This is a genomic window from Flavobacterium aquidurense, assembly GCF_031458035.1.
Taxonomy (GTDB): Bacteria; Bacteroidota; Bacteroidia; order Flavobacteriales; family Flavobacteriaceae; genus Flavobacterium; species Flavobacterium aquidurense_C.
Genome location: NZ_JAVDXR010000015.1, coordinates 1 through 26,506, shown reverse-complemented (window position 1 = coordinate 26,506; position 26,506 = coordinate 1). Strand labels below are relative to the sequence as shown.

Sequence of the window (26,506 nt, the reverse complement as noted above, 5' to 3'; positions counted from 1 at the left end):
TTGTACGGATTTACGCAGATTTACGCAGATTGATCTTTTATTAGCTTTGAAAATGTTTCTCGCAGATCAGGCAGATCAGGCAGATTTCATTAATAATTTATCGCGATAGCTATGAGGAGTAGTGGTAAAAAAATTAGCGGAAATTTGTGTAATTTGTGGTTAAAAAAACTTCAGTCACTGATGCGACCAGGAGTGGCAAAAAAATTAGCGAAAATTTGTGCAATTTGTGGCAAAAAAAAAATTTCACGCAGATTTTACAGATTTAAGCAGATCAGTGCAGATATTTTTTTAAATCTTTTTAATCTTTTAATCTGTGGCAAAAAAAATTAAAGAAAATTCGTGAATTCGTGGCGGAGAAACCTGAAACTTGAAACAAAAAAACTATGTTACATAAAAGCAAAATACCAAATTTAAAAGTAATCGCATTTGATGCCGATGATACTTTATTTGTAAACGAACCCTACTTTCAGGAAACCGAACATAAATTTTGTGCTTTGATGGAAGATTATCTTTCGCATCAGGGTATTTCGCAGGAATTATTCAAGATTGAAATTGCGAATTTGCCTTTGTACGGATACGGAATTAAAGGTTATATCCTGTCAATGATTGAAGCCGCGATGAACATTTCGAACAATACAATTCCGATGGAAGTTATTGAGAAAATCATTCAATACGGAAAAGAATTACTCCAAAAACCAATCGAACTTCTTGATGGAATCGAAGAAACTTTGCAGGCTTTACACGGAAAATACAAACTGGTTGTAGCCACAAAAGGCGACTTAAAAGATCAGCACAGCAAATTACACCGCTCGGGTTTAGGACATTATTTTCACCATATTGAAGTAATGTCAGACAAACAGGAAATCGATTATGAAAAATTATTGGGCCGTTTGGATATTCAGGCACACGAATTTCTGATGATCGGAAACTCTTTAAAATCAGATGTTTTACCAGTTTTAGGAATTGGAGGCTATGCTGTTCATATCCCGTTTCATACCACTTGGGAACACGAAAAAATCAATCATAAAGTAGAACATGAGCATTTTAGCTCCTTTGAAAAAATTACCGAAGTCGTTCACAACTTACTATAATGAAAACACTTTTAGATTTAGAAAACTGGAATAGAAAGGAGCATTTTGAGCATTTCAGCCGAATGGAGGAACCTTTCTTTGGTGCGACCGTTGAAATTGATTGTTCCATAGCCTATCAAACAGCAAAAAGTCTGAACAGTTCATTTTTCATTTATTATTTGCATAAAACTTTAGTTGCAGTCAACGCAATTGAGAATTTTAGATATCGAATTTCAGGAGGCAAAATCTACATAAACGATCGTATTGATGTTTCGGCAACAATTGGTCGTGAAGATGGTACGTTCGGATTCTCATTAATCGAGTATAACCCTGATTTTAGAATTTTCGAAAAAGACGCTTTAGCTGAAATTGAACGAATTCAGAATACAACCGGCCTTTTTACAAGATCTTTTGACGATGATAATGTGATTCACTTTTCGGCAATTCCGTGGTTAAATTTCACTTCGCTTTCTCACGCAAGAAGTTATACATTTCCAGACAGTTGTCCTAAAATTTCCTTTGGAAAAATGATGGTTTCCGAATCTGGAAAAAGAACAATTGCAATGTCTGTACACGTTCATCATGGCTTAATTGATGGTTGGCATGTTGGGCAATTTGTAGATTATTTTCAGGAAATACTCAATGTGTAATTGAGATTTATCTTACGCAGTAAATCTTATTCTGGCATTTTTTAGGCTTTTAATAGCTAATTTTCTTACGTTTATTTCGTTGGTTTGCAGAAAATTTAAAATCTCAAATAAAATGAAAAAAATCGTAATTACCCTGGCGTTAGCACTAGGTTTAATGAACGTAAATGCACAAACTAAAGCAGAAAATACTTCAAACAATTTTAATAAGTGGTCTATCGAATTATCAGGTGGAGTAACAAAACCTCAACGACCATTTTCTACAAGTTACATGACCAGTACACCAAGCCCTTGGGTTGGCGATTTAGGAGTACGTTATATGTTCAATAATAAGTTTGGATTAAAAGCTGATTTTGGATACAACAGTTTTACAGCAAAAAACAATTCTCTTGATTTTGATTCAAAGTATTACAGACTGGATTTACAAGCTGTTGCAAACATTGGACGTATCATGAATTTTGAAACCTGGACCAACACTATTGGACTATTAGGACATGCAGGTTTTGGGATTGCTCAATTAGAAAGTGATAATTTTTCGGGTAGAGACAGAGTAGGTAATTTTATTGCCGGAGTAACGGGACAAGTAAGATTATCAAACAGAATTGCTTTGACAGGAGATTTTTCTACAATTTTAAACGCTTCTCAAGATCACACTTTTGATGGTGTGTATGTTGCAGAGAACAGAGGTTTTTCAGGATTGATTTTTAACGGTACAATTGGATTGAATGTTTATTTAGGTAAAAACGAAAAACATGCGGACTGGACTGTAATTTCACAAAATGCGGATCTTTCAGCATTTGAAAACAAAATCGCAGATCTTGAAAATCAGATTAAAAACATGCCTCAAAAACAAGTTATTGTCGAAAAACCAGTAACCAATACAGTAGTAAATGATAAAGACGTCATCAAAGAGATGATCAACGATAAATACTACAGTGTTTATTTTGATTTCAATAAGTCGACTCCAATCGAAAATTCAACTGCTGCTATTGATGTTGTTTTAACTTATTTAAGAAAAAACCCTTCAGCATCTCTTGATATTTTAGGCTATGCTGACCAGGTTGGAAGTACACAATACAACGAAAAATTATCAAATTTACGAGCAAATAATGTTAAAACTATTTTTGAAAAGGCAGGTGTTGCCTCTTCAAGATTAAATGTAGTTGCACAAGGTGCTGATACTTCAATTCAAAAAGATTCAGAAGAAGCAAGAAGGTTAGCAAGAAGAGTTACTTTCAAAGTAAAATAAATTTTTTCAAAATAAATTTAAGCCCTGAAGGAAATTCTTTCAGGGCTTTTTTGATTGTCCTATAAACACATCTATCCAAAATAATTTGTACTTTTCATTATTCAAAATTTAGCACTATTAAGTCGGAATAATTCTTGTGGATAAAAACTCATGAAAAAAATAGTAATTTTATTTCTACTGCTGTATAAATCAACATTGTTCAGTCAGACAATATTGGATTCCTATCCTTTAGATTCAAAACAATCTAATGGGCTCAATACAATTTTAACCGTTGAGAATGAACTGACACATGATGTTTTTGTTTTTATTGCCGATAAGGATAACGTTACAATTTTAAAGTATAATAGCTTTTTGTTTCTAACGGATCAATATACCGCTCCATTAAAAAATGCAAGTTACAGATCATTGGCAGGTTATAGTCTTAGTGACGACGGAAATCCAACTCTTTACTGGGCAGCAATTGATTACAGTACCATTTTAGCGGTAAAATATTATTTTGAAGACAAAACAAATCGAACTTTAAATTTTAAATTCCCTTCCTCAAATCAGCATATTGCTACAGAATTTCAGCAGAACAACTCCTACAATATACTTGCACAAGACCAATCAGAGCAAATTTTAATGCTTTATACATTTAAAAACGGAACTGTTGAAGAAAGAATGTTTGACTTTTCTACTTTTCGCTTTCAGGACAAAAACACAAGACCCCAGACCTTTAACAGGATTATTAGTGAAAACCCTATTGAAAAAATGGAGCAATCCGATTATAACCCTTTATACAAAGGGACAGTAAAAAGCAAATTGTATGTATTTCCCGATCACATGATTCTCACTTTAGATCATAATCCAAAAAAGACACAATTGTTTGATATGAATCTGGAAAGTCAGGAAATAAAAGAAACAAATTTTATCCAACCGGTTTCTGCAAAACCAATAAAATCAGGAAATTCCTTTTTTCAGGACAATAAACTATATCAAATTAATGGTAATGAAGAGGAATTGTTGTTAGATATAAAAGATTATAAGTCCGGCCAAAGCGTAAAAAGTATTAAAGTTTCAAAAAATGATACCATCCGTTTCAAGATATCTCCACTTGTTATTCAGAGAGAAGGACAAAGACAAGGTGAATTAAAAACTACAAAGAAATTTTTAAAACATCTCTTGTACTTAGATATTGGTTTATCTGTATTCAAAAACAAGCAAGATACTTACATAACTGTTGGTGGAACCCCAAAAATAATAAACGAAAACAGCATTCTTAATTACAGTTTTTTCGATGACGAAATACAGCAAATGTTTCCACAATCAAATTCTTACGAAATTAATACGCATTCGGAAAGCGTTTATTTTGAGAGCGTCTTTGATCCTGCTTATACTGCAGTAAATCAAGAAAAGCTTGAACCTTTGGCACTTGATAATATCTACTATTTTTTAAATACTAATAAAAATGCCACATTAAACAGCATATTAAAATTTAAAGATTTTTATATTTTAGGATATTATGATCGTGCTTTGAAGCAATATATTATGCGCAAGTTTAAAGATGGCTTTAATCTGGATGATCCCCTTTTGGATCCGCATAATTATCCATCATCTTTCAAAAAGCGGATTCCGCCAAAAAGGCCTTAAATTTATTGAGAATTATTCCAAATGTCTTAGGTTTCAGGGTTTTGAAAAAATCGATGGATTATTTTTTTTAACTTTACAAAAAAGACACAGTTATGCTATTAAAAAATATTGAATCAGCTTTGAACAAGCAAATTCGCATAGAGGCAGAATCTTCGCAAACCTACCTTTCTATGGCTTGTTGGGCTGAAGTACACGGATTAGAGGGAATTGCTCAATTTATGTACACACAGTCAGACGAAGAACGCGCGCACATGTTAAAACTGATTAAGTACGTTAACGAACGTGGCGGACATGCAACAATTACAGATCTAAAAGCACCAAAAACATCTTATACAACATTTAAAGAAATGTTTGAAGCGCTTTATAAACACGAAATTTTCGTTTCAGAATCTATTAACGAATTGGTTCACATTACCTTTGAAGAAAAAGATTATGCAACTCATAATTTCTTACAATGGTACGTATCAGAGCAAATCGAAGAAGAAGCGACGGCTAAATCCATCTTAGATAAAATCAACTTGATTGGAGATGACAAGGGCGGACTTTACTTGTTTGATCGTGATATTCAGCAATTAACGGTTACAAGTTCAATAGCTATCAATCCAAAATAAAAAAAGTTAAAGTTTATTTAGAATACTTAAAAATAACAAATTTCTTTTATATTTGTCTCTGTTTTTATAATACAGAGGAAAATTGGGCAAGAAAGAAAAAGACAAGGACAAGAAAAAGGATAAAAAGAAAAAGAAGAATAAAGCTATCCTTGAGAACATTAAGAAGTTAGAAAATTGTAAATCTTCTTGTTGTGAAAAATTCAAAAAGAGCGAAAAGAAACGCTGCTCGCGTTGTCCTATGTTTGATTTATTCAAAAAAACTGCTTAAACAATATATTCATAACCCACCAATGATTTGGTGGGTTTTTTGTTTAAATTGCAGTCACTTTCTTATTTTTAAAGTCTCAAAATTAATTTATGCCAAACCCTATTACTATACCTAAATCCAGTCTTGACTTTTTGGTTCAGCTTAAAACCAACAATAACAAGCCTTGGTTCGAAGCAAATAAATCCCAATATTTAACCGAATTAAATCATATCGAAACTTTTGCTGGCGCATTGCTTCATGAACTTTCAAAAACCGATGTTTTAGAAACAGCTTCAGGGAAAAAAAGCGTTTATCGAATTTATCGAGACATTCGTTTTGCTAAAGACAAAACTCCTTTCAAAACTTTTTGGGGAGGTAGTTATACGCGAGCTACTGCAGCAAGACGAGGCGGTTATTATTTTCATTTGGAAAAAGGAAACAGTTTTTTCGCTGGTGGATTTTGGGGACCCAATGCTGCCGATTTAAAACGTATTAGAAACGAATTTGCGCACGATTCTGAACCATTCCGAAAAATATTGCAGTCTAAATCTTTTATTTCAAATTTCGGAACTTTGCAAGGCGAACAGCTTAAAACAGCACCAAAAGGTTTTGACACAAACCATGAAGCCATCGATTTACTTCGCTACAAACAGTTTTTGGTGATCAAACGCTTTACCGATGAAGAGGTTTTAAGTCCGTTATTTTTAGAAAAGGCATTGGATGCATTCCAAAACATGAGACCGTTTTTTGATTATATGAGCGAAGTTCTCACAACCGATATAAATGGAGCTTCTATTTTATAAATAACAAAACCCTACAGTTCCGAGGCTTCGGTACTGTAGGGTTTACTTCACAGACAAGTATTACTTGCTTAACAACAAAATTTCGTTCACAATAACTTCGGTTATATACTTCTTCTCACCATTTTTGTCGTCGTAACTTCTGTGGGTTAGTTTTCCATCGATGGCAACTTCTTTGCCTTTTACCACATATTTTTCAATAATTTCAGCCGTTTTTCCCCAGGCAGTAACACGATGCCATTCTGTTTGTTCTACTTTTTCGCCCTTATCATTCGTATACCTGTCGTTTGTGGCAATCGTTAAGTGCGCTAATTTTTTTCCATTTTCTAATGTTTTAATTTCAGGGTCGTTCCCTACGTTCCCAATTAATTGTACTCTGTTTTTCATTGCGTTCATGGCGTATATTTTTTAAATGTTCGTATAAAATCGAATTCGTTCATCAAATTCAACACTGCAAAGATGTGACGGCCAGCAAAAATTAGTCGGTAGCAAACTGTTTACTTTCGGTTGTAACTATTTGTAAACGTTTGTAAATGGAAATCTTTTCGTATATTTGAGAGAAATCTTACGATATGCAGGCACAAATCAATAAAGTTGAGTTACGAAATTTAGAAATTGAAGACTACAAACAGTTAAAAAATTCCATGATAGAGTCTTATCCTGAAATGGCAAATTCCTATTGGGAAGAAAGTGATATCGAAAAATTACTTGCCATATTTCCGGAGGGTCAATTGGTGATTTTAGTAGATGGAATAGTAGTAGGGTCTGCATTATCGATTATTGTTGATGAAAAACTGGTGGACAAAAGACATAATTACAAACAAATTATTGGCGATTATACTTTTTCGACGCATAATAAAGATGCAGAAATTCTATACGGAATTGATGTTTTTATTCATCCCCATTATCGCGGACTACGTTTAGGACGTCGTTTATACGATGCGCGTAAAGAACTTTGCGAGCAACTCAACCTGAAAGCGATTGTTTTTGCTGGCCGAATTCCGAATTACGCCCAGCATTCAAAAAAAATGACTCCAAAAAATTACATCGATAAAGTCAAACATAAAGAACTGCACGATCCTGTACTTTCTTTTCAGTTAAGCAATGATTTCCACGTTTTGCGAATCATCAAAAACTATCTGGAAGGTGACGAAGAATCTAAGGAATTCGCCGTTTTACTAGAATGGAACAATGTTTATTATGATGAAAGTCCGAAACTTATCAATCTGGAAAAAAGCGTTATTAGATTAGGTTTAATCCAATGGCAAATGCGTCAGCTGAATAATATCGAAGAGTTTTTTGAACAGGCAGAATTTTTCATCGATGTTGTATCTGGTTATGGTGCTGATTTTGCCTTATTCCCGGAACTTTTCATTGCTCCTTTGATGGCCGATTACAATCATTTATCTGAGGCGGAAGCGATTCGGGAACTTGCTCGCTACTCTGACCCGATCAGAAAGCGTTTTCAGGAATTTGCCATTTCATACAATATCAATATTATTACCGGGAGTATGCCTTTTTTAGACAACAACAATCTCTATAATGTTGGTTTTTTATGTAAAAGAGACGGAACTTCAGAGATGTACACCAAAATTCACGTGACTCCAAACGAAGTACAGCATTGGGGAATGAAGGGCGGATCGCAATTTCAAACTTTTGATACCGATTGCGGCAAAATTGGAATCCTGATTTGTTATGATGTTGAATTCCCTGAACTTTCGAGAATTATGGCCAATGAAGGTATGAATATACTTTTTGTTCCTTTTTTAACCGATACTCAAAATGCCTATACACGCGTAAAACACTGCTCGCAGGCCCGTGCGATCGAAAACGAATGTTACGTTGCTATTGCGGGTTGTGTCGGAAACTTACCAAAAGTTAATAATATGGATATTCAGTATGCGCAGGCTTCTGTTTTTACGCCATCTGATTTTGCTTTTCCGAGCAACGGTATCAAAGCAGAAGCGACTCCAAATACTGAAATGACACTAATTGTTGATGTTGATTTAAACCTGCTAAAACAACTGCATGAACATGGAAGTGTAAGAATCTTAAAAGACCGACGACACGATTTATATGAAATTAAAAAGCTAGAATAATGAAAACCTGCCTCGAATGCTCCGAAAAAATTGTAGGCCGTGAAGACAAAAAATTTTGTTCAGACAGTTGCCGTAATGCTTACAACAACAAAATAAACAAGGACAGTACAAATTTCATGCGGAATGTAAACAATAAATTACGAAAAAATTACCGTATTTTGGCCGAGCTAAACTCGGAAGGAAAATCAAAAGCAACAAGGGATAAAATGATTAATAAAGGTTTTGATTTTGATTTCTTTACCAATATCTTGCAGACCAAAACAGGGAATACCTACTATTTCCTGTACGACCAGGGATATCGATCTTTGGACAATGATTATTTTATGCTTGTTAAAAAAGAAATTTAGTACGTATTCATCATGAAAAAAAACCCCACTTCAATTCTTGCCTTAGTCTGCATTTTAGCAATTCTTGGTATTATATATGCTACCATGATGCCGCAGTGGACTTCGAAAGAAGAAGAAGCTCTTGCTGAATTTTCAACAGAGAGAGCACTACACCAGGTAGAAATTATTGCTCAAAAGCCCCATTATGTCGGATCAACTAATCACGAATTAGTAGCAAACTACCTTAAACTTGAATTGAACCGAATTGGTCTGGAGACTTCTGTTCAGGAAGGGTTTACATTAAATGATAAAGGACTTTTAGTAAAATCTAAAAATATTCTTGCCCGTATAAAAGGAACAAACAACTCTAAAGCACTATTATTGCTTTCACATTATGACAGCGCGCCACATTCATTTTCTAAAGGAGCAAGTGATGATGCTTCAGGGGTCGCTACTATTTTAGAAGGAATTCGTGCCTTTTTATATTCTAAACAACCACAAAAAAACGATATTATAATTCTTTTCTCAGATGCTGAAGAACTTGGGTTAAATGGTGCTGCACTATTTGTAAACAAACATCCGTGGGCTAAAGATGTGGGCTTGGTTATTAATTTTGAAGCCAGAGGATCTTCAGGACCAAGTTATATGTTAATGGAAACCAACAAAGGAAACGAAGCGCTTGTAAAAGCATTTTCGAACGCAAAAGCAAAGTATCCGGTTTCAAATTCATTGATGTACAGTATTTACAAAATGCTCCCAAACGACACCGATTTAACTGTTTTTAGAGAGCAGGGGAAAATTCAGGGATTTAATTTTGCATTTATAGATGGACACTACAATTATCATACACAACAAGATGATATTCAGCATTTAAACAAAATGACGTTAGCACATCAGGGAACGTATTTAATGCCATTATTGAAATATTTCTCTAACGCCGACCTAAATGCTACAAACTCGACATCCGACGATGTATATTTTAGCGGTCCGTTTTCGTTTATCAGCTATCCTTTTACGTGGGTTTTTCCAATGACTCTTATTGCTTTGGGATTATTAATTCTTTTTATTTTTATTGGAAAAGTAAAAAGGTTAATCACCTTTAGAGAGATTTTCAAAGGCTTTATTCCACTCTTAGGATCGATCACAATTGCTGGTTTGGTTACTTTTTTAGGATGGAAAATCGTTTTACAGGCATATCCACAATATTCTGATTTACTTAACGGATTTACTTATAACGGGCATGCCTACATTGGCGCTTTCGTAACACTGAGTATCGCTATTTGCTTTGCTTTTTATCACCATTTTTCCGAAACAAAAATCACGATGAATCATTTTGTAGCACCATTGCTGCTTTGGATTATCATCAATATATTTTTAGCCAATAGCTTGACTGGCGCTGGTTTTCTGATTATTCCGGTTTATTTTGGAATCTTCTTATTTGGAATTTTTGTCATTACACAACATTATAGTTTAGGTCTAAACTTGTTATTTAGTATACCGGCCTTAGTAATTGTAGCGCCATTTATCGTAATGTTCCCAATTGGTCTTGGATTAAAAATTCTTTTTGGAAGTGCCATCCTGACTGTTTTACTTTTTGGATTATTGCTTCCGATTTTTGGGGATTTTATTCGAAAAGGTGCCTGGACATTGTTCTTCTTTGTCATATCCATTGGTTTTTTCATTTACGCAGGTTATAATTCCGGATACGAACACGGAAAAGCTAAATCCAACAGTTTGCTTTACGTTTACAATGCTAACACCAATTCTGCCGTTTGGACAACCTATGACACAAACCTTGATGATTGGACTAAAAGTTATTTGGGCGAGAAAAATCAGAGTGCCGTTGGATTAAACGCGTTGCCGATAGCCAGCAAATACAATTCTGGCTTTACATATAGTACGATTGCTCCGGTTGTTGATGTTCCTAAACCAACAATATCATTCTTAAAAGATAGCGTAATAGGTAATAATAGATATTTAAAAATTCAAATTACGCCAAACCGAAAAGTGAATCGTTACGATATTTATGCACATCCAAAAATGATGCTTTATAATTTTAAAGCCAATGGAGTTTCGACTTCAGGACAAAAAATGAACCGTTTAGAAAGAGATGGCTCAAAAATTTTATGTTATTATGTAGTAGGAAATGAACCGCTTGTAATGGAATTCTACATCAACAAATCATCACTTTTTGATATGGATTTAATTGAAAGTTCATTCGATTTATTGACCAATCCTTTATTCAAAGTGAAACCAAGAGCCGACTGGATGATGCCAACGCCTTTTGTTTTGAACGATGCTGTTTTAATTCAGCAAAAAATAAAAAGATATACAGCACCAGTACCTCAAATTGCTCCCGCAACGACAGTGCAAGACAGTACGGTTATTGTAAAAGACAGTTTAAAACCAATTATCAAACCGCAATAAACAAGAAAATCAAAAGATAAAAAGGACAAACTTTACTGTAAAGTTTGCCCTTTTTCTTTAACAGGCACATTCAATTTTCAATCCTGCCTGAATCCCATTTGTGCCTTCGGTGGCATAGCCGTCAAACTTCCACCACTCGATTCCGCCCAATAATTCCTTTACTTTAAAACCCAATTTTGCCATTTTCAACGCACCTCTTGTTGAGGCATTACAGCCAATTCCGTCACAATAAGTTACATACAAAACCTCTTTATCCAGATGCTGGGTGTTTTCAGCAGTCATTTCGCGGTGCGGAATATTAATTGCTGTCGGAATATGTTCTGCTTCAAATCCAAATGCTTTTCGGGCATCTATAACAACAATTTTTTCTCCGTTATTCAAGGCATCGAACAAATCAGAAGGATCCATTTCGAACGCCAGTTTGTTTTCATAATGTTTAATTTGCGCTTCCATTTTTTAGTTTTTATGATTTTGTTTTTTCAAAAGTAGCCGAACATTATATACCATAAAAACGAAAAGAATTCATCAAGTTGATTACTTTTTTTCATGAAAAAGCCGTTCGAAAATTTTGTTTCTTTGTATAAATTCTCAAAAAAATGGAAATACGTCACTTAAGATTGATAAAAGCAATTGTGGAAGAAGGAAGCATCACGAAAGCTATCGACAAACTTCATTTGACACAATCGGCTTTGAGCCATCAACTTAAAGAAGCTGAATATCAATTGGGGACCGCTATTTTCCTGAGAATGAATAAAAAATTGGTTCTGACGAAAGCTGGCGAGAAAATCTACGAACTTGCCAATGAAATTCTGGACAAACTCTCGCAAACCCAAACACAAATCAAACAAATGGTTTTTGGAGAATATGGCGAAATCCGAATTAGCACAGAGTGTTTCTCAAGTTATCACTGGCTGCCATCAGTAATGAAACAGTTTCATCTGCTTTATCCAAATGTTGATTTGAAAATTGTAACCGAAGCGACGCATATTCCACTACAAAAATTATTAGAAAACGTAATTGACATCGCCATTATCAGCGATCAGATCGATGACAATAACATCAAATATCTGGAACTTTTTCAGGATGAAGTCGTTATGGCTGTATCTGAAAATCATGCCTGGGCGAATAAAAAATACGTTGTTGCCGAAGATTTTGTTAATGAACATTTGCTGATTCACTCCCTTCCGATGGAAACCGTTACGATTCATCAGTTTATTTTGGCTCCAGCCAAAGTAACTCCCAAAAAAATCACCGCGCTTCCACTTACCGAAGCATCTCTGGAAATGGTTAAAGCCGATATGGGCGTCATGTCGATGGCAAAATGGGCATTGTTACCGCATTTAAAAAACAATCCAATAAAAGCCATCAAAATTGGAAAAAACGGCTTAAAAAGAAAGCATTTTATTGCGATTAGGGACAATCAGGAATATCCAGCTTATTTTCATCATTTTATAACCTTTTTACAAACCGAAATCAACCTGCAATGGAATATACAATAAGAAACTGCGAAGTCACCGATTTGCCTAAACTGGTTATTTTATGCGAAAAACACGCCGAATTTGAAAAAGCCGATTATTCTCCTGAAGGAAAAGAAGAAGGCCTAAAAGTCGCGCTATTTAGTAAAGAGCCAAAATTATTTTGCTTAGTTGTTGCCGTAGAAAATGACATTGTAGGTTATGTTTCGTATAATTTCACCTATTCTACCTGGAGCGCTGGCGATTTTCTTTATATGGATTGTCTCTATTTAGAAGAAGAATCCAGAAGTCATGGCATCGGAGAAGTTCTAATTAATAAACTAAGAGAGATAGGTAAAACTAAAAATTGCGTCAACATGCAATGGCGAACACCCCAATTTAATGAAAGGGCTATAAAATTCTACCATAGGATGGGCGCAAAAGGAAAAGACAAAATTTGCTTTTTTCTGGATTTGTAATGCTCCACGCTTAATTTAGTCTCGCAAAGTCGCAGAGTCGCAAAGAAAAAGGCTTTATTAAGTTTTTTAAGATTTTGGCATCGACAAACCTTTGTACCTTTGCCTCTCTGAACCTTTGAACCTTCAAAAAAAATGAATCAACTAAGTATTTTAGGCTGTGGCTGGCTGGGTTTGCCTTTGGCAAAAAAATTAATCGAGAAAGGAAATTCGGTCAACGGCTCTACAACTTCTGAAAGCAAACTTTCAATTCTGAAAGATACCGGAATAAACCCATTTTTAGTGGTGCTTGAAAGCGAAAGTGTTTCTCAAACTATAACGGATTTTTTAGCTGACAGCGAAATTCTAATAATTGATATTCCTCCCAAATTAAGAGGAAATAATGCCGAAACTTCACATTCTACAAGAAAAGTCTTCGTGGAGAAAATCGAAAATCTGATTCCGTTTATAGCGAAATCAACCATCAAAAAAGTACTTTTTGTGACTTCAACGTCTGTTTACGGAGATCAAAATGATTTAATTACAGAAGAAACGAATCCAAATCCGGAAACGGAAAGCGGCAAACAATTGCTTTTAGCTGAAGCAATACTGCAGGAAAATCAAAACTTCGAAACTACCATTCTGCGTTTTGGCGGATTAATTGGTGAAGACCGTCATCCGGTAAAATTTCTTGCCGGAAAAGAAAACCTCGAAAATCCAGATGCACCAATCAATTTAATTCATCAAAAAGACTGCATTAATATTATCGAAGAAATAATAAACCAATCAAAATGGAATGAAGTTTTCAATGCGGTTGCACCTTTTCATCCATCGCGTTCAGCTTATTACACTCAAAAAGCAAAAGAGCAAAACCTTATTTTACCAAAATTCAGCACTGAAAAATCGAATATTAAAAAGATTATTTCAAGCGAAAAAATTGAAAATGTTTTAAAATACCAATTCACATTGGGCGAATATTAAACCATATATGTTCATATAAATAAAGCTTAGAGATTTTACGTAAAGCTTTTATGATCTTCCAATACCAGAGAAGCTTAAATTTACTTACATAACTTATATGGTGAAACAAAAAAACTTTGCGAACTTTGCATAAAACCTTAGCGCCTTTGCGATAAAAAACCATGGAAACAGCTTATATCAACTCGCCTTTAGGAATCACCAAAATCATTGGAGATGAAAATGGTATTACTGTAATCTCCGTTTCTGATGTTGGTTCAAATGAAGTTTCTTCAGAAATTCCGGAGGTTTTAAAAGAGGCCGTTTCACAACTTGATGAATATTTCGAAGGAAAAAGAACTGACTTTGATTTGAAATTAAATCCGCAGGGTACAGAATTTCAACAAAAAGTGTGGAAAGCTTTATTAGAAATTCCATACGGAAAAACCATAAGTTACATGGATCAAACCAAAAAATTGGGCGATATAAAAGCGATTCGCGCAGTTGCATCAGCCAATGGCAAAAACCCGCTTTGGATTGTTGTTCCCTGTCATCGTGTTATTGGAACAAACGGATCTTTAACCGGTTACGCTGGCGGTTTGTCCCGCAAGAAATGGTTATTGGAACACGAAAATCCTTCCACTCAACAAAGTTTGTTTTAAAACACAAATTTCACAGATTTACACAAATTAATTTTATAGCTTTATCTTTACAAATATTAAAGTTTGTGCAGTTCTTTAAAACCAATTCTTTTCGTGATAATACGTGAAATTCGTGTTTAAATTATAATTATGATTGAAAAAATAAATCTTAATAATATCCTTTTCTTAGATATAGAAACCGTTCCGGAAGAAGAGAATTTCAATTCGCTTGACGCGGAAATGCAAGCACTTTGGGATCATAAAACGCAATATCAGCGCAAAGACGATTTCACTGCGGAAAAATTTTACGATCGTGCCGGAATTTGGGCGGAGTTCGGAAAAATTGTTTGTATTTCGGTTGGGTATTTTACAATCAAAGGCGATATTCGGAATTTTAGAGTGACTTCGTTTTTTGGAGATGAAAAAAAGATTTTAAAAGACTTTAATAATCTGTTGAACAATCATTTTAATCAGCCATATCATCTTTTATGCGGACATAATGCGAAGGAATTCGACATCCCGTTTATTGCGAGAAGAATGATTATCAACCAAATTGCCATTCCGGACAAACTGAATTTATTCGGAAAAAAGCCTTGGGAAATTCCGCATTTAGATACTTTAGAACTATGGAAATTTGGCGATTACAAACATTTTACGTCGCTAAAACTGTTGACTAAAATTCTCGGAGTTCCATCTCCAAAAGGCGATATCGACGGCAGTCAGGTGGCGCATGTTTTTTATGTTGAGAAAGACATTGACCGAATTGTAACGTATTGCGAAAAGGATACGATAGCCGTAGCACAGATTTTCCTTCGTTTGAGACGTGAAGATTTGTTAATTGATGAGGAAATTATTCATGTTTGATTCTTTAGGTACAAAGGTTCAAAGGCGCATAGGTACAAAGGTTGAGCAGTTTTGAGAATATATTTAAAAAGGTTTAGAAAATGACGTATCAGGAAATCTCATATCACAGACTTATTTCTCAGAAGCTTTTAGAGACAAATTCAAATTCTCCTCAGGAAATTGTAAAGCATTTAGGCGCGATGCAGGCTCAGGACTATTCGATGGCCAAATGGGCAATCGGTTCTAGATGTGATGCTACTGAGGCATCCATTGAAGAAGCCATTAATTCCGCAGAAATCATCAGAACTCACATTCTTCGACCAACCTGGCATTTTGTTTCTGCTGATGATATTTATTGGATGTTGGATGTTTCGTCTCCGCAAGTAAAAAGATTTACCGCTTCGGCTGGTAAAAAATACGGTTATGATGCTAAGAAATTCGATCAAACCAATTCTAAAATCGAAAAACTGCTTTCCGGAAATAATCATTTGACTCGTGATGAAATCATGCAGGAACTCGGCGTTAAAAAAACTTCTTCTGCCGATTTTTTAAGTGCTGCCATTATGATGAATGCTGAATTGGATGGTTTGGTTTGTAATGGAAGAATGAAAGGAAAACAAATTACTTATGCTTTACTTGAAGAGCGGGTTTCAAAATCAAAATCTAAATTAACGAAAGAAGAAGGTCTTGCAAAATTAGCCCTAAAATATCTAGAAAGCCATGGGCCTGCAACGCTTCTTGACTTTTCGTGGTGGTCTGGTTTCCCTCCTACAATTTGTCAAAACATTTTTAATGCAATTAAGTTGCAATTGAATTCTCTTCAAATTAATGATCAAATTTATTGGTTTAAAATTGATATTTATGGTGAAAATAGCTTCCGCGAAAGCGTACATTTTCTCCCGGCATTTGATGAAATTCTGATTTCATATAAAACCAGAGAAGCTTCCATTTTAGTCGAACATCAATCAAAAGCATTTACCAACAACGGCATCTTCAAGCCGATTATTCTCGAAAACAGTAAAGTCATTGGGACCTGGAAAAGAACTATGGCAAAAGATCACGCCAAAATAGAAACACAATTTTTTAATGAAACCGAAAATCACAAAAAAGCAGTTCTGTTTGAAGGCATCAAGGCTTTTGAAAACTATTTGGAAACCAAAATTGTTATTGAATAGAATACTTGAGTAACTATAGAGGAACTATTTCAAATTAAAACAATATTTACCATAAATTTTTCACCATGTGAGGGCGAGAATAACCCATAAAAAGAAGATCCGCATTTATAAAAGCCCAATATTATCAATACCTTAGATTCTTAGAAGAAATAGCTTTTTTGATCAAATCACACATCAAAAATCAGACTAACATATTGGAAAATTACAATTCCCCTTAAATTCTTCCCTTTTCAACATTAAAATCTTTATGCATTTTATTGCTAAATAATTACATTTACAAAAAAAACAGTGCTATGGTATTAAGTAGATTTTGGTTAACTATTTTTATTTCGTCGATTATCTTTGTGATATTCAGTTTGTTTACTGCCAACACTTATACCATTGATTATGTTCTGAATGGCAAAAAAGACGATCCTATTCTTATTTCCGAAAAATACGCTGAACAGCTTCCTGCTTTCATCAAAGACAGTATCAAAAAAGCGCCGGATCAAACCATGATTATCAATCGTGATACGCTTAATGCTGATACAACTTATGTTTATAAAAACAAAACCGTAAAAATTTTCAGCGGTGTTCAAAAATCTGACGGTTTATTACCAACCTGCAAAACTACTTTACTCGATTTAATTTTACCATTAATGGCCTATTTGGCTTTTTTCTGTGGATTGATGGAACTTTTAATCATTTCAGGAGTATCTGGAAAATTAGCCAAAGTATTAAGCCCCGTTTTTGTAAAAGTCTTTCCAACTATTCCAAAAAACCACCCTTCTATCTCGTATATGACGTTAAACTTTGCCGCCAATTTCCTGGGATTAGATTCGGCTGCAACTCCGTTTGGTCTTAAAGCAATGGAAAGTTTACAAGAAATAAACCCAGACAAAGACAAGGCCAGTGACGCGCAGATTATGTTTATGTGTTTACATGCTTCAGGTTTAACCTTAATCGCAACTTCCATTATCGGTTATCGTGCTGCGGCTGGTGCTAGCAATCCCGCAGATGTTATGCTTCCTTGTATTATTACTTCGTTCATTGGTACTATTGCGGCTTTTCTAATTGTTGGAATCAAACAAAAAATCAATTTCAAAAGTGCTTCTCTGGTTATTGGTTTGATGCTACTAATTGCCGCTATCATTGGTTTATTAATGTATGTAAACCATTTAGATTTAATTGGTAAAAACTATTTTACCACTAATCTTTCCGCATTGATACTAATGGTGATCGTTCTTGCTACTTTGATTTTCTCCTTCATACATGAAAAGAAATTCACTGATGCCAATACAACTGTATTTGAATCCTTTGTAGTAGGAGCAAATAACGGGGTTAAAACCGGGGTCACTATTTTTCCTTATGTTTTAGGAATGTTAGTAGCTATTTCATTATTTAGAAACAGCGGTTTATTTGAAATTATCAGTGACGGTATTGCCTTTGTTTTCTCGAATATGGGTGTCAACAAACAAATCACGGATGCCTTGCCGGTTGCTATGCTTAGACCGTTTAGCTCTGCAGGATCAAGAGGATTTTTGATTGACTCAATGAATACTTTTGGTGCTGATTCCTTAACCGGGCGATTGAGCAGTATTTTCCAATGCAGTGCTGAAAGTACTTTTTATGTGATTGCAGTTTACTTTGGCTCAGTAAATATCAAAAATACCCGCTATGCTTTAGGTACAATGCTTTTGGTTGATGTAATTTGCGTAATTACAGCAATTTTTGTGGCCAGCTGGTTTTTTTAAATGTCAAAAATCTTCTCGTATTATTAACTGGACTGAAGTCCAGCTCTACAATATGAAATCGTTCCTCCGGAACTTTGAAAAAAGAGCCGTTAGCTCGACATATATTGTAGAGCTGGACTTCAGTCCTGTTTATATAAAATCATCTATTTTATTTGTAAGATAATTTGTATGTTTGTTCGGTTTTAATAGTTAGATAGTACAAAATGGCAAACACATATCATCAAATTTACATATAGGTAGTTTTTGCCGTTAAGTATCGGGAAGCGCTAATTACGAATGAATGCAAATCTAAAATTTTTGGTGTTATTGGGAATTTAATTAATGAAACGGGCTGTAAAACTATAGTAATAAACGGGGTCGAAGATCATGTTCATTGTCTTTTAGCTCTTAAACCGACAATTTCTATTTCGGAATTAATGAGAATCGTAAAAGGAAAATCCTCAAGATTTATTAATGAACATCAACTGACAAAGCATAAATTTGAATGGCAGGAAGGCTACGGCGTTTTTTCATATAGTAAATCACATATTGATGCTGTTTATAAATATATTGCCCATCAAGAAGAACATCACAAAAAGCAAAATTTCAAAGATGAATATTTATCTTTTTTAGACAAATACAATGTAAAATATGACAAAAGATACGTCTTTGAAAATTTAATTTAATGATTAAAAAAAACTGGACTGAAGTCCAGCCCTACAACATATTTTAGAGCCGATGGCTCTTTTTAGAAGTTCCGGAGGAACTATCTATTTTGTAGAGCTGGACTTCAGTCCAGTTTAAAAAAAAATTGGTGGTTTATAATATCTCTAAAAAATTAAAATAATATGTTCAAAAGATTTTTCACCAAAAAAAAGGAAACTGAAACTATTGCGGAAATCGTTCATGAAGATAAAATTCAATCGGAAGAAGAAATAAAACCAGTTGAAAATGAGCCAATAGAAGAACCTGAAACAAACGAATTCGATTCAAATAAAATCGATTGGCTTATCAACGATTCAATCCTGACTTTCTTGCCGCGCGATTTATACATGCATTACTCAGACATTAATACCAAAAAAGATCAATATGATCCTTCGTGGCAAAATCAAGGTGTGTTTTTCTGGATGGATGATGAGCCTTTTGAGAGGAAATCTTTACCTGAATTTTTTGAAAGTTATGAAAGGAAGCCTTTTATTTTTGATCAATTTCCTGATTACATTGAATTAGTGTCTGCAAAAGCAATTCCGTGGTTTGGAATGCCGGGCGAAGGAGACAAATACTGTTTAAGATATGAGGAAAATCCAATAAATATTGAAGAAGCCTTAAAACTCAATATTATAAAATATGTTGAAATTATTGAGCTTAATTTTGAAAACCTTAGCGTTTTAAATGATCGTGACAATTACTTCTTTCTAATTGACCCTGAAATTAAATTTGAAAATGGGCTTTTTTATCTACATGAAGAAAAAATCTCGTTAGCAGAATTATATCAAAAAATGAAACTAAAGGTCATTACATTCAAATAAAAACAACAAACACATCTAATTCAAATTCTTTCTTCGATAAATAATTTTTAACTTTGCCAAAAACAAAGAAATGATTGATTTTATATACCAAGATCCCTATCCTATCTTAAAGGATGATACCCAATATCGCAAAATTACTTCTGATTTTGTAAAAGTTGAAAAATTTGGAGAACGTGAAGTTCTTACTGTTGATCCGAAAGGATTAGAATTATTAGCTGAAGAAGCTTTAACAGATGTTTCGTTCATGTTGAGAACGAGTCATTTACAAAAATTAAGAAACATTCTTGATGATCCTGAAGCTACAGATAATGATCGTTTTGTGGCTTACAATTTACTTCAAAATGCGTCAGTTGCTGCTGAAGGTCAGTTGCCAAGCTGCCAGGATACCGGAACAGCAATCGTAATGGCCAAAAAAGGCGAAAGCATTTTTACCGGTGTTGATGATGCAGAATGGTTGAGTAAAGGAATCTTCAATACGTACCAAAAACGTAATTTACGTTATTCTCAAATTGTTCCGATTTCGATGTTTGAGGAGAAAAATTCAGGTTCGAATCTTCCGGCACAGATTGATATTTATGCTAAAAAAGGAAATTCGTATGAATTTTTATTCATGGCAAAAGGTGGCGGATCTGCTAATAAAACGTATTTATATCAGCAGACTAAATCTTTATTGAATGAAAAGTCTATGGATGCTTTTGTACGTGCAAAAATTAAAGATTTAGGAACTTCGGCTTGTCCTCCGTACCATTTAGCTTTGGTAATTGGTGGAACTTCTGCGGAAGCGAACTTAAGCGCCGTTAAAAAAGCATCTGCCGGATATTACGACAATTTACCAACTACCGGAAACATGGCTGGTCAGGCTTTTCGTGACCATGAATGGGAACAAAAAGTGCAGCAAATTTGCCAGGAAAGTGCCATTGGAGCTCAATTTGGAGGAAAATATTTCACGCATGATGTTCGTGTAATTCGTTTACCGCGTCACGCTGCTTCTTGTCCGGTTGGATTAGGAGTTTCTTGTTCTGCAGATAGAAATATCAAGGGGAAAATCACTAAAGATGGAATCTTCGTTGAACAATTAGAAGTAAATCCAAAACAATTTTTACCGGAAAAGGCTCCACATTTAGAGGCTCCGGTTGAAATTGATTTAAATATGCCAATGAAAGATATGTTGTCAAAACTATCTCAATACCCAATAAAAACACGTTTAAAGCTAAACGGAACTGTTATTGTTGCCCGCGATATCGCTCACGCAAAAATTATGGAAATGTTGGAAGCTGGTCAACCAATGCCGGAATATTTTAAAAATCACCCTGTGTATTATGCTGGTCCGGCAAAAACTCCGGAAGGAATGCCTTCAGGAAGTTTTGGACCAACAACCGCAGGACGTATGGACGTTTATGTAGATGAATTCCAAAAACATGGCGGAAGTATGATTATGCTGGCAAAAGGAAATCGTACCAAACAAGTTACCGATGCTTGTAACAAATACGGAGGATTTTATTTGGGTTCTATTGGAGGTCCGGCAGCGATTTTAGCGCAAGATAACATTCTAAAAGTTGAAGTTGTTGACTTTGAAGAATTAGGTATGGAAGCTGTTCGTAAAATTACCGTTAAAGATTTTCCTGCGTTTATCATTACAGATGATAAAGGAAATGATTTCTTTGAGAATCTATAATCTAAGATACTGAGGCGCTAAGATGCTAAGGTTCTGAGTTTTTAAAAAACCGCCTGATGGCGGTTTTTATTTTTATATTTCTTTATTCTTTTCGCCTTTAAAAAAAACCTTGCGAATCTTGCGTACACGTTAGCGATATTTGCGGTTAAGTCTCACGCGCTTTTATCTTCGCTTTCAAACGCTATAAAATGCGACAGCTCTCCTTTTAGATTGAAAATAGGTACGCTATTAATTTTGCATTTATAGGTTTTACCATCTTTTTTATAGTTCTCCAATGTTTTTTCAAAGGGAACTTGTGATTCAATTGCCGCTCTGATCTCTTTTAAGGCAATTTTAGACGTTTTTGGCCCCTGAAACATCTTTGGGGTTTTCCCGATAATTTCGCTTTCTGTATACCCGGTCATTTTTTTTATTCCATTTGAAGCAAACACGATTTTCAAATCTACATCGGTCACTAAAATAACTTCATTTAAAATCCGGTCTTTAATGTCCAGATTCTTATCATTCCATGAAAATTGATTCGAAATTCGCTTTACCTTTTTCAAATCTGCAAAAGCGGCTTTTAATTCGTTCATATATTCATAGTGAAAATCCCAGGCTAAAATGGGAACAGAATTGCGATATGGAATTTCATCTTTAATTTTCATTTCACTGGGGTATTGAAACAATTCGCTCAGGTAAAGATAGAAAGAATATTCATCATAAATAATAAATCCCTAAGCTTTTAATAATTTTTGAAATCATTAAAAAGAAAATTTTAGCTGTACTACTACCGCTTTTTTTTCTTCTGTATTCAGGTTATTTAAGGAAATTCCGAGTAATCTCACAGAATCTTTCATTCGTTCCTGATACAATAATTCTTCTACTGTTTCGAGAATCAAACTTTTATCCGAAATAAAATAAGGAAGGGTTTTGCTTCGGGTTTGCTGTGTAAAATCGCTGTATTTAATTTTTAGCGTTACCGTCTTGCCTGAAATATTATGTTTTTTTAACCTTTTCTCTAAAGAAGTGGCAATTCGGTCCAACTGTTCTAACATGAATATTTCCGAAGATAAATTCACATCAAAAGTATGTTCTGCCGCCACAGATTTTGTTACGCGAAATGGTTTTACTTCGCTATTGTGGATTCCGCGGACAACTCTGTAATAAAAAGCGCCGGATTTTCCGAAGTGCTTTTCCAGGAATTCCTCCGATTTTGTCTTTAAATCGGCACCGGTAAAAATTCCCAATTGATACATTTTTTCAGTAGTCACTTTTCCAACACCATAAAACTTTCGGATTGGCAACTCTTCCAAAAAAGACTCAATTTCATCTGGATTTACCGTTTTCTGTCCATTTGGTTTATTGATATCACTGGCGATTTTTGCCACGAATTTATTCACCGAAATTCCTGCTGACGCTGTAAGTCCGACCTCATTCAGAATTCGCAATCTTATTTCCTGAGCTAATAAACTGGCACTTGGATTTCCTTTTTTATTTTGGGTTACGTCAAGATATGCTTCGTCAAGCGAAAGCGGCTCAACGAGATCTGTATATTCATAAAAGATTTTATGAATTTTGGTTGAGATCTCCTTGTAACGATCAAAACGAGGCCTTACAAAGATAATTTCAGGGCAATATTTTTTAGCCAAAACACCACTGATAGCACTACGAACACCAAACTTCCTTGCTTCATAACTCGCTGCCGAAACCACTCCTCTATTTTCTGATCCGCCAACTGCAACAGGTTTTCCTCGTAAAGCCGGATTGTCCATTTGCTCTACCGAAGCATAAAAAGCATCCATATCAATATGGATAATTTTACGATATGTAGGCGTTTCAGACATACTACAAATTTAAACAGGAAAGCTTGAAAATGAGATGAAAAAAATCATAAAAAAAGCTGCAATTAAAAAATTACAGCTTCTAAACTTATCGTATGATGTCAACTATTTAAAGTCTACACGAATTGCTATCGGTTCGCTTAAATATGCACCTGTTCTGACTTGAACCGTACCTTCAAAATAGGTACGGGGATAATCATTGCCATAGTAGAAATCATCTGCGCTGGTCTTTCCCTGAAACGGGAAATTAATTTCTGTGCCTTCAGCATTCATATATTTAAAACTAGGATCCTGATCGTAAGTACTTAATTCTATTTCTCCTGTTCCGGTATTATTGGTAAAAACCAAATAAGAACTTACTTTATACGTACTAAATTGTGAACCTGGAAACAAATCTAAATCCGCTTTATATCTAAAATCACTTCCTTTCAGCGTCATTATTTCTTTTCCTTTAAAAGTATTTTTATTAATAGAAGTAACTTTTGGTAGTTTTTCCTCTTGCACTAATATATCCTTTTCGAAATAAGCACTAGTGAAGTTACTATATCTAACCGACAGATAATAGTTTCCTTCAGGAACTCCGACAGGAACTGTAAACTCAATTTTTTTTGTTTGAGTGTTTACAGAATAGTCTATATTATACTCTTTTAAAGTGGTTACATTTTCTAATTTAATTCCTGAAATACCAGTTGTAACAAGCTCACTTTGAATAGTATTTTTTATATTCTGATAATAAATATAATCCCATATTGGTTCTGGTTCATTTGCTGTCCATACACCTATTATGTTATAAGGTTCAGCAGCTGGATATTGGATTTTATTAAAAGTTTTACTTCTCACTATAAAATGATCCGTATAAAGTTGATCCGTAGTCTTATTTTTAATCACTAAAGTATAAACACCTTCATTTTTAGGAGCAGCTTTAAATGCAATTCTTTGTATTTCATGATTTTCGTAACCAGTACCCGTCTTTTTTACACTACTAAGTACTACAGGCAAAACATTTCCGGCATCATCGGTAAGTTTAAGATCCCAGTTACTCAGGTTCTCATCAAAATGTATCGCTAAGAAAGTAATATCACCGCTATTAACGGACGGCAACACCACATCTTTCTCAAACTCAAGAAATTCAAATTGTTCAGATTTAGCATCTTCACTTGAACAAGATGCCATAATAATACTCAAAATAAATAAAAAAATAATTTTCAATTTCATATTAGTTAGATTTTAGGGCTAATTTCCCGCAAATATAATTTTTTAAAAATAAAAATTAATTTTTTTTTAACTTAAAAATTCTCATTAAATACCAATAAAACTGAGACTAATAAAGATTATCAACTTAATGATTGCAAACAAATGATTTTCTTTATTTTTGTATACTATTCGAAATAAATTAAAATGCGAACATTTGTTATAGGCGATATACACGGAGGATTACTCGCACTTGAACAAGTGTTGAAAAAAGCCGAAGTTACCACAGAAGATACTCTGATATTTTTAGGAGATTATGTTGATGGCTGGAGCCAATCTGCAGAAGTAATCGAATATTTGATTGATCTTAAAAGCAAACAAAATTGTATTTGCATTAGAGGAAATCATGATCAGCTGGCATTGGACTGGCTGGAAAACAGAAATGAAGAATTTGATGAAGAAATGTGGTACAAACATGGCGGAAAAGCTACTGTGGACGGATACGCCAAACTTTCGGAAGAACGAAAAAAAGCACATATTGTTTTTCTAGAATCTTTACAGGATTATTATCATGATGATCAAAACCGATTATTTGTTCATGCTGGTTTTACCAATTTGAATGGGGTTGTATGGGAATATTTCCCTAAACTATTCTATTGGGACAGAACGCTTTGGGAAACAGCACTTTCGTTAGACCCGAACCTAAAACCAGATGATCCCTATTACCCAAAACGTTTTACTCTCTACAAAGAGGTTTTTATTGGCCATACACCCGTAACAAGAATTGGTCAGACAGTTCCGGTGCAAAAGGCCTGTGTGTGGAATGTTGATACTGGCGCCGCTTTCAAAGGCCCCCTGACCATTATGGACATTGAGACCAAAGAATTCTGGCAAAGTGATCCGTTAAATGAATTGTATTCTGATGAAAAAGGCAGGAATTAAGAATCTCGAAGACACAAAATAAAAGCTTTGTCAAAGTTTAAAACTTTGACAAAGCTTAGAAATAAAGCAAAAAAGAAGTCGTCCAAATTGGTCGGCTTCTTTTTTATAAAACTTTGCGACTTCGCGACTTTGCGAGAGATTCATTTAGAAGTAGGCGTTAAATCGTAGGGAATATTGGGGTTAAAATCTAAATTGCCATCTCAGGAATTTCACCTTCAATAATCAAATCGGCTTCCGTTGAAGCGATGATATGCTCCACAGAAACTCCTGGCGCACGTTCTAAGAGCTTAAAACCCTTGTCAGTCACTTCAAGAACCGCGAGCTCAGTTACAACTTTTTTAACGCATCCTACGCCCGTTAATGGCAAAGTACATTTTTTAAGAATTTTCGATTCTCCTGCTTTGTTCACGTGCATCATGGCAACGATAATGTTTTCGGCGGAAGCCACTAAATCCATTGCACCTCCCATTCCTTTTACCATTTTCCCTGGAATTTTCCAGTTGGCAATATCTCCGTTTTCAGAAACTTCCATCGCTCCTAAAATCGTTAAATCTACTTTTTGACTGCGAATCATTCCAAAACTAAACGCCGAATCAAAGAAACTTGCTCCCGGCAGTGTCGTAATAGTTTGTTTTCCTGCGTTAATTATATCCGCATCTTCTTCTCCCGCAAAAGGAAAAGGTCCCATACCGAGAACACCATTTTCGCTTTGAAATTCAACAGCAATATCTTCCCGAACATAATTCGCTACCAAAGTCGGAATCCCGATCCCAAGATTAACGAAATAACGGTCTTTTACTTCTTTTGCAATTCGCTTTGCTATATCTTCTTTTGTTAACATAAATTCAATGTGTCAATTTGTTAATGTGCCAATTAGTCAATTTGATAATTAGATAATGTCTGCCTTTACGCAATCTACTTCATTATCTAATTGACAAATTATCTCATTATCTAATTCTTTTAATGTGCCAATTAGAAAATTTGATAATTAGATAATGTTTGCC

General features: G+C 34.6%; 26 protein-coding genes and 1 pseudogene. 21 read left to right on the top strand and 6 right to left on the bottom strand.

All coding sequences use genetic code 11. From position 1 onward, the window contains the following. Window positions 1-383: 383 nt before the first annotated feature. From J2X17_RS18385 to J2X17_RS18355, 7 genes are all read left to right on the top strand, one after another. The gene (locus J2X17_RS18385) at window positions 384-1,091 is read left to right on the top strand and encodes an HAD family hydrolase (protein ID WP_310301399.1); all 708 of its coding nucleotides are present in this window, start codon (window positions 384-386) and stop codon (window positions 1,089-1,091) included. Further along, window positions 1,091-1,720, top strand: a complete 630-nt coding sequence (locus J2X17_RS18380; protein WP_310301396.1) for a CatA-like O-acetyltransferase — start codon at window positions 1,091-1,093, stop codon at window positions 1,718-1,720. The genes J2X17_RS18385 and J2X17_RS18380 overlap by 1 nt, the downstream gene beginning before the upstream one ends. A gap of 112 nt (window positions 1,721-1,832) precedes the next feature. Continuing rightward, window positions 1,833-2,966 carry an OmpA family protein gene (locus J2X17_RS18375; protein ID WP_310301393.1) on the top strand — a complete coding sequence of 378 codons (1,134 nt, stop codon included), beginning with the start codon at window positions 1,833-1,835 and terminating at the stop codon, window positions 2,964-2,966. 150 nt (window positions 2,967-3,116) lie between these two features. Continuing rightward, window positions 3,117-4,595 carry a hypothetical protein gene (locus J2X17_RS18370; protein WP_310301391.1) on the top strand — a complete coding sequence of 493 codons (1,479 nt, stop codon included), beginning with the start codon at window positions 3,117-3,119 and terminating at the stop codon, window positions 4,593-4,595. 92 nt (window positions 4,596-4,687) lie between these two features. After that, complete coding sequence (locus J2X17_RS18365; protein WP_310301388.1) at window positions 4,688-5,206, top strand: ferritin; 519 nt, start codon at window positions 4,688-4,690, stop codon at window positions 5,204-5,206. An 82-nt stretch (window positions 5,207-5,288) separates the two neighbouring features. Next, complete coding sequence (locus J2X17_RS18360; RefSeq protein WP_310301385.1) at window positions 5,289-5,474, top strand: hypothetical protein; 186 nt, start codon at window positions 5,289-5,291, stop codon at window positions 5,472-5,474. 89 nt (window positions 5,475-5,563) lie between these two features. Continuing rightward, on the top strand, window positions 5,564-6,256 hold the full coding sequence (locus J2X17_RS18355) for a DUF2461 domain-containing protein (RefSeq protein ID WP_310301383.1): 693 nt from the start codon (window positions 5,564-5,566) through the stop codon (window positions 6,254-6,256). 60 nt (window positions 6,257-6,316) lie between these two features. Here J2X17_RS18355 and J2X17_RS18350 read toward each other — a convergent pair whose 3' ends face one another. Continuing rightward, the gene (locus J2X17_RS18350; RefSeq protein ID WP_310301381.1) at window positions 6,317-6,649 is read right to left on the bottom strand and encodes a single-stranded DNA-binding protein; all 333 of its coding nucleotides are present in this window, start codon (window positions 6,647-6,649) and stop codon (window positions 6,317-6,319) included. A gap of 176 nt (window positions 6,650-6,825) precedes the next feature. On the opposite strand from J2X17_RS18350, the gene J2X17_RS18345 reads away from it, so the two are divergent. From J2X17_RS18345 to J2X17_RS18335, 3 genes are read left to right on the top strand one after another with little or no spacing between them, the layout of a single operon-like run. Continuing rightward, complete coding sequence (locus tag J2X17_RS18345) at window positions 6,826-8,352, top strand: bifunctional GNAT family N-acetyltransferase/carbon-nitrogen hydrolase family protein (protein WP_310301378.1); 1,527 nt, start codon at window positions 6,826-6,828, stop codon at window positions 8,350-8,352. Then, the gene (locus J2X17_RS18340) at window positions 8,352-8,699 is read left to right on the top strand and encodes a hypothetical protein (RefSeq protein ID WP_310301376.1); all 348 of its coding nucleotides are present in this window, start codon (window positions 8,352-8,354) and stop codon (window positions 8,697-8,699) included. Before J2X17_RS18345 ends, J2X17_RS18340 begins: the two co-directional genes overlap by 1 nt. 12 nt (window positions 8,700-8,711) lie before the next feature. Then, window positions 8,712-11,105, top strand: a complete 2,394-nt coding sequence (locus J2X17_RS18335) for a M28 family peptidase (RefSeq protein WP_310301374.1) — start codon at window positions 8,712-8,714, stop codon at window positions 11,103-11,105. Window positions 11,106-11,162: 57 nt separating this feature from the next. Here the strand turns inward: J2X17_RS18335 and J2X17_RS18330 are convergent, their stop codons facing one another. Next, window positions 11,163-11,558 (bottom strand): rhodanese-like domain-containing protein, encoded by a 396-nt coding sequence (locus J2X17_RS18330; protein ID WP_310301372.1) that lies wholly within the window; start codon window positions 11,556-11,558, stop codon window positions 11,163-11,165. A 143-nt stretch (window positions 11,559-11,701) separates the two neighbouring features. On the opposite strand from J2X17_RS18330, the gene J2X17_RS18325 reads away from it, so the two are divergent. The 10 genes and pseudogenes from J2X17_RS18325 (at window position 11,702) to J2X17_RS18280 (ending at window position 21,546) form a co-directional block, all read left to right on the top strand. Further along, a complete protein-coding gene (locus tag J2X17_RS18325; protein WP_310301369.1) occupies window positions 11,702-12,604 on the top strand; it encodes a LysR family transcriptional regulator in 903 nt (300 codons plus the stop codon). After that, window positions 12,589-13,038: a GNAT family N-acetyltransferase gene (locus tag J2X17_RS18320; protein WP_310301367.1), complete on the top strand. Its 450-nt coding sequence runs from the start codon at window positions 12,589-12,591 to the stop codon at window positions 13,036-13,038. The genes J2X17_RS18325 and J2X17_RS18320 overlap by 16 nt, the downstream gene beginning before the upstream one ends. A 132-nt stretch (window positions 13,039-13,170) precedes the next feature. Further along, entirely contained in the window at window positions 13,171-13,995 is an 825-nt protein-coding gene (locus tag J2X17_RS18315; RefSeq protein WP_310301365.1) for an NAD-dependent epimerase/dehydratase family protein, read from the top strand. A gap of 161 nt (window positions 13,996-14,156) precedes the next feature. Beyond that, on the top strand, window positions 14,157-14,633 hold the full coding sequence (locus tag J2X17_RS18310) for a methylated-DNA--[protein]-cysteine S-methyltransferase (protein ID WP_310301363.1): 477 nt from the start codon (window positions 14,157-14,159) through the stop codon (window positions 14,631-14,633). A 129-nt stretch (window positions 14,634-14,762) separates the two neighbouring features. After that, the gene (locus J2X17_RS18305; protein WP_310301361.1) at window positions 14,763-15,476 is read left to right on the top strand and encodes a 3'-5' exonuclease; all 714 of its coding nucleotides are present in this window, start codon (window positions 14,763-14,765) and stop codon (window positions 15,474-15,476) included. Between the two features lie 80 nt (window positions 15,477-15,556). Then, on the top strand, window positions 15,557-16,630 hold the full coding sequence (locus J2X17_RS18300) for a winged helix DNA-binding domain-containing protein (protein WP_310301359.1): 1,074 nt from the start codon (window positions 15,557-15,559) through the stop codon (window positions 16,628-16,630). 293 nt (window positions 16,631-16,923) lie between these two features. Further along, window positions 16,924-18,363 (top strand): nucleoside recognition domain-containing protein, encoded by a 1,440-nt coding sequence (locus J2X17_RS18295; RefSeq protein ID WP_310301357.1) that lies wholly within the window; start codon window positions 16,924-16,926, stop codon window positions 18,361-18,363. A 203-nt stretch (window positions 18,364-18,566) separates the two neighbouring features. After that, window positions 18,567-19,028 (top strand): annotated as a pseudogene (gene tnpA, locus J2X17_RS18290) (IS200/IS605 family transposase). A 162-nt stretch (window positions 19,029-19,190) separates the two neighbouring features. After that, a complete protein-coding gene (locus tag J2X17_RS18285) occupies window positions 19,191-19,871 on the top strand; it encodes a hypothetical protein (RefSeq protein ID WP_310301355.1) in 681 nt (226 codons plus the stop codon). A gap of 70 nt (window positions 19,872-19,941) precedes the next feature. Beyond that, entirely contained in the window at window positions 19,942-21,546 is a 1,605-nt protein-coding gene (locus tag J2X17_RS18280) for a fumarate hydratase (RefSeq protein ID WP_310301353.1), read from the top strand. 152 nt (window positions 21,547-21,698) lie between these two features. Here the strand turns inward: J2X17_RS18280 and J2X17_RS18275 are convergent, their stop codons facing one another. From J2X17_RS18275 to J2X17_RS18265, 3 genes are all read right to left on the bottom strand, one after another. Continuing rightward, complete coding sequence (locus tag J2X17_RS18275; protein WP_310301350.1) at window positions 21,699-22,193, bottom strand: PAS domain-containing protein; 495 nt, start codon at window positions 22,191-22,193, stop codon at window positions 21,699-21,701. Window positions 22,194-22,289: 96 nt separating this feature from the next. After that, window positions 22,290-23,372, bottom strand: coding sequence for a DNA polymerase IV (dinB, locus tag J2X17_RS18270; RefSeq protein ID WP_310301348.1), 1,083 nt, complete (start codon window positions 23,370-23,372; stop codon window positions 22,290-22,292). Between the two features lie 102 nt (window positions 23,373-23,474). Then, on the bottom strand, window positions 23,475-24,542 hold the full coding sequence (locus J2X17_RS18265) for a hypothetical protein (RefSeq protein WP_310301345.1): 1,068 nt from the start codon (window positions 24,540-24,542) through the stop codon (window positions 23,475-23,477). Between the two features lie 225 nt (window positions 24,543-24,767). Between J2X17_RS18265 and J2X17_RS18260 the strand changes: the two genes are divergently transcribed. Then, complete coding sequence (locus tag J2X17_RS18260) at window positions 24,768-25,502, top strand: metallophosphoesterase family protein (RefSeq protein ID WP_310301343.1); 735 nt, start codon at window positions 24,768-24,770, stop codon at window positions 25,500-25,502. A gap of 187 nt (window positions 25,503-25,689) precedes the next feature. Here J2X17_RS18260 and J2X17_RS18255 read toward each other — a convergent pair whose 3' ends face one another. Further along, a complete protein-coding gene (locus tag J2X17_RS18255) occupies window positions 25,690-26,343 on the bottom strand; it encodes a CoA transferase subunit B (RefSeq protein ID WP_310301341.1) in 654 nt (217 codons plus the stop codon). Between the last annotated feature and the right edge of the window lie 163 nt (window positions 26,344-26,506).

Excerpts from the sequence above, each read along its gene's own strand:
- J2X17_RS18260 (WP_310301343.1), top strand. The coding sequence starts at position 24,768 with ATGCGAACATTTGTTATAGGCGATATACACGGAGGATTACTCGCACTT.
- J2X17_RS18370 (WP_310301391.1), top strand. The coding sequence starts at position 3,117 with ATGAAAAAAATAGTAATTTTATTTCTACTGCTGTATAAATCAACATTG.
- J2X17_RS18255 (WP_310301341.1), bottom strand. The coding sequence starts at position 26,343 with ATGTTAACAAAAGAAGATATAGCAAAGCGAATTGCAAAAGAAGTAAAA.
- J2X17_RS18305 (WP_310301361.1), top strand. The coding sequence starts at position 14,763 with ATGATTGAAAAAATAAATCTTAATAATATCCTTTTCTTAGATATAGAA.
- J2X17_RS18320 (WP_310301367.1), top strand. The coding sequence starts at position 12,589 with ATGGAATATACAATAAGAAACTGCGAAGTCACCGATTTGCCTAAACTG.
- J2X17_RS18310 (WP_310301363.1), top strand. The coding sequence starts at position 14,157 with ATGGAAACAGCTTATATCAACTCGCCTTTAGGAATCACCAAAATCATT.
- J2X17_RS18340 (WP_310301376.1), top strand. The coding sequence starts at position 8,352 with ATGAAAACCTGCCTCGAATGCTCCGAAAAAATTGTAGGCCGTGAAGAC.
- J2X17_RS18385 (WP_310301399.1), top strand. The coding sequence starts at position 384 with ATGTTACATAAAAGCAAAATACCAAATTTAAAAGTAATCGCATTTGAT.
- J2X17_RS18345 (WP_310301378.1), top strand. The coding sequence starts at position 6,826 with ATGCAGGCACAAATCAATAAAGTTGAGTTACGAAATTTAGAAATTGAA.
- J2X17_RS18365 (WP_310301388.1), top strand. The coding sequence starts at position 4,688 with ATGCTATTAAAAAATATTGAATCAGCTTTGAACAAGCAAATTCGCATA.
- J2X17_RS18275 (WP_310301350.1), bottom strand. The coding sequence starts at position 22,193 with ATGAAAATTAAAGATGAAATTCCATATCGCAATTCTGTTCCCATTTTA.
- J2X17_RS18325 (WP_310301369.1), top strand. The coding sequence starts at position 11,702 with ATGGAAATACGTCACTTAAGATTGATAAAAGCAATTGTGGAAGAAGGA.
- dinB (WP_310301348.1), bottom strand. The coding sequence starts at position 23,372 with ATGTCTGAAACGCCTACATATCGTAAAATTATCCATATTGATATGGAT.
- J2X17_RS18315 (WP_310301365.1), top strand. The coding sequence starts at position 13,171 with ATGAATCAACTAAGTATTTTAGGCTGTGGCTGGCTGGGTTTGCCTTTG.
- J2X17_RS18285 (WP_310301355.1), top strand. The coding sequence starts at position 19,191 with ATGTTCAAAAGATTTTTCACCAAAAAAAAGGAAACTGAAACTATTGCG.
- J2X17_RS18380 (WP_310301396.1), top strand. The coding sequence starts at position 1,091 with ATGAAAACACTTTTAGATTTAGAAAACTGGAATAGAAAGGAGCATTTT.
- J2X17_RS18265 (WP_310301345.1), bottom strand. The coding sequence starts at position 24,542 with ATGGCATCTTGTTCAAGTGAAGATGCTAAATCTGAACAATTTGAATTT.
- J2X17_RS18295 (WP_310301357.1), top strand. The coding sequence starts at position 16,924 with ATGGTATTAAGTAGATTTTGGTTAACTATTTTTATTTCGTCGATTATC.
- J2X17_RS18300 (WP_310301359.1), top strand. The coding sequence starts at position 15,557 with ATGACGTATCAGGAAATCTCATATCACAGACTTATTTCTCAGAAGCTT.
- J2X17_RS18335 (WP_310301374.1), top strand. The coding sequence starts at position 8,712 with ATGAAAAAAAACCCCACTTCAATTCTTGCCTTAGTCTGCATTTTAGCA.
- J2X17_RS18350 (WP_310301381.1), bottom strand. The coding sequence starts at position 6,649 with ATGAACGCAATGAAAAACAGAGTACAATTAATTGGGAACGTAGGGAAC.
- J2X17_RS18355 (WP_310301383.1), top strand. The coding sequence starts at position 5,564 with ATGCCAAACCCTATTACTATACCTAAATCCAGTCTTGACTTTTTGGTT.
- J2X17_RS18280 (WP_310301353.1), top strand. The coding sequence starts at position 19,942 with ATGATTGATTTTATATACCAAGATCCCTATCCTATCTTAAAGGATGAT.
- J2X17_RS18375 (WP_310301393.1), top strand. The coding sequence starts at position 1,833 with ATGAAAAAAATCGTAATTACCCTGGCGTTAGCACTAGGTTTAATGAAC.
- J2X17_RS18330 (WP_310301372.1), bottom strand. The coding sequence starts at position 11,558 with ATGGAAGCGCAAATTAAACATTATGAAAACAAACTGGCGTTCGAAATG.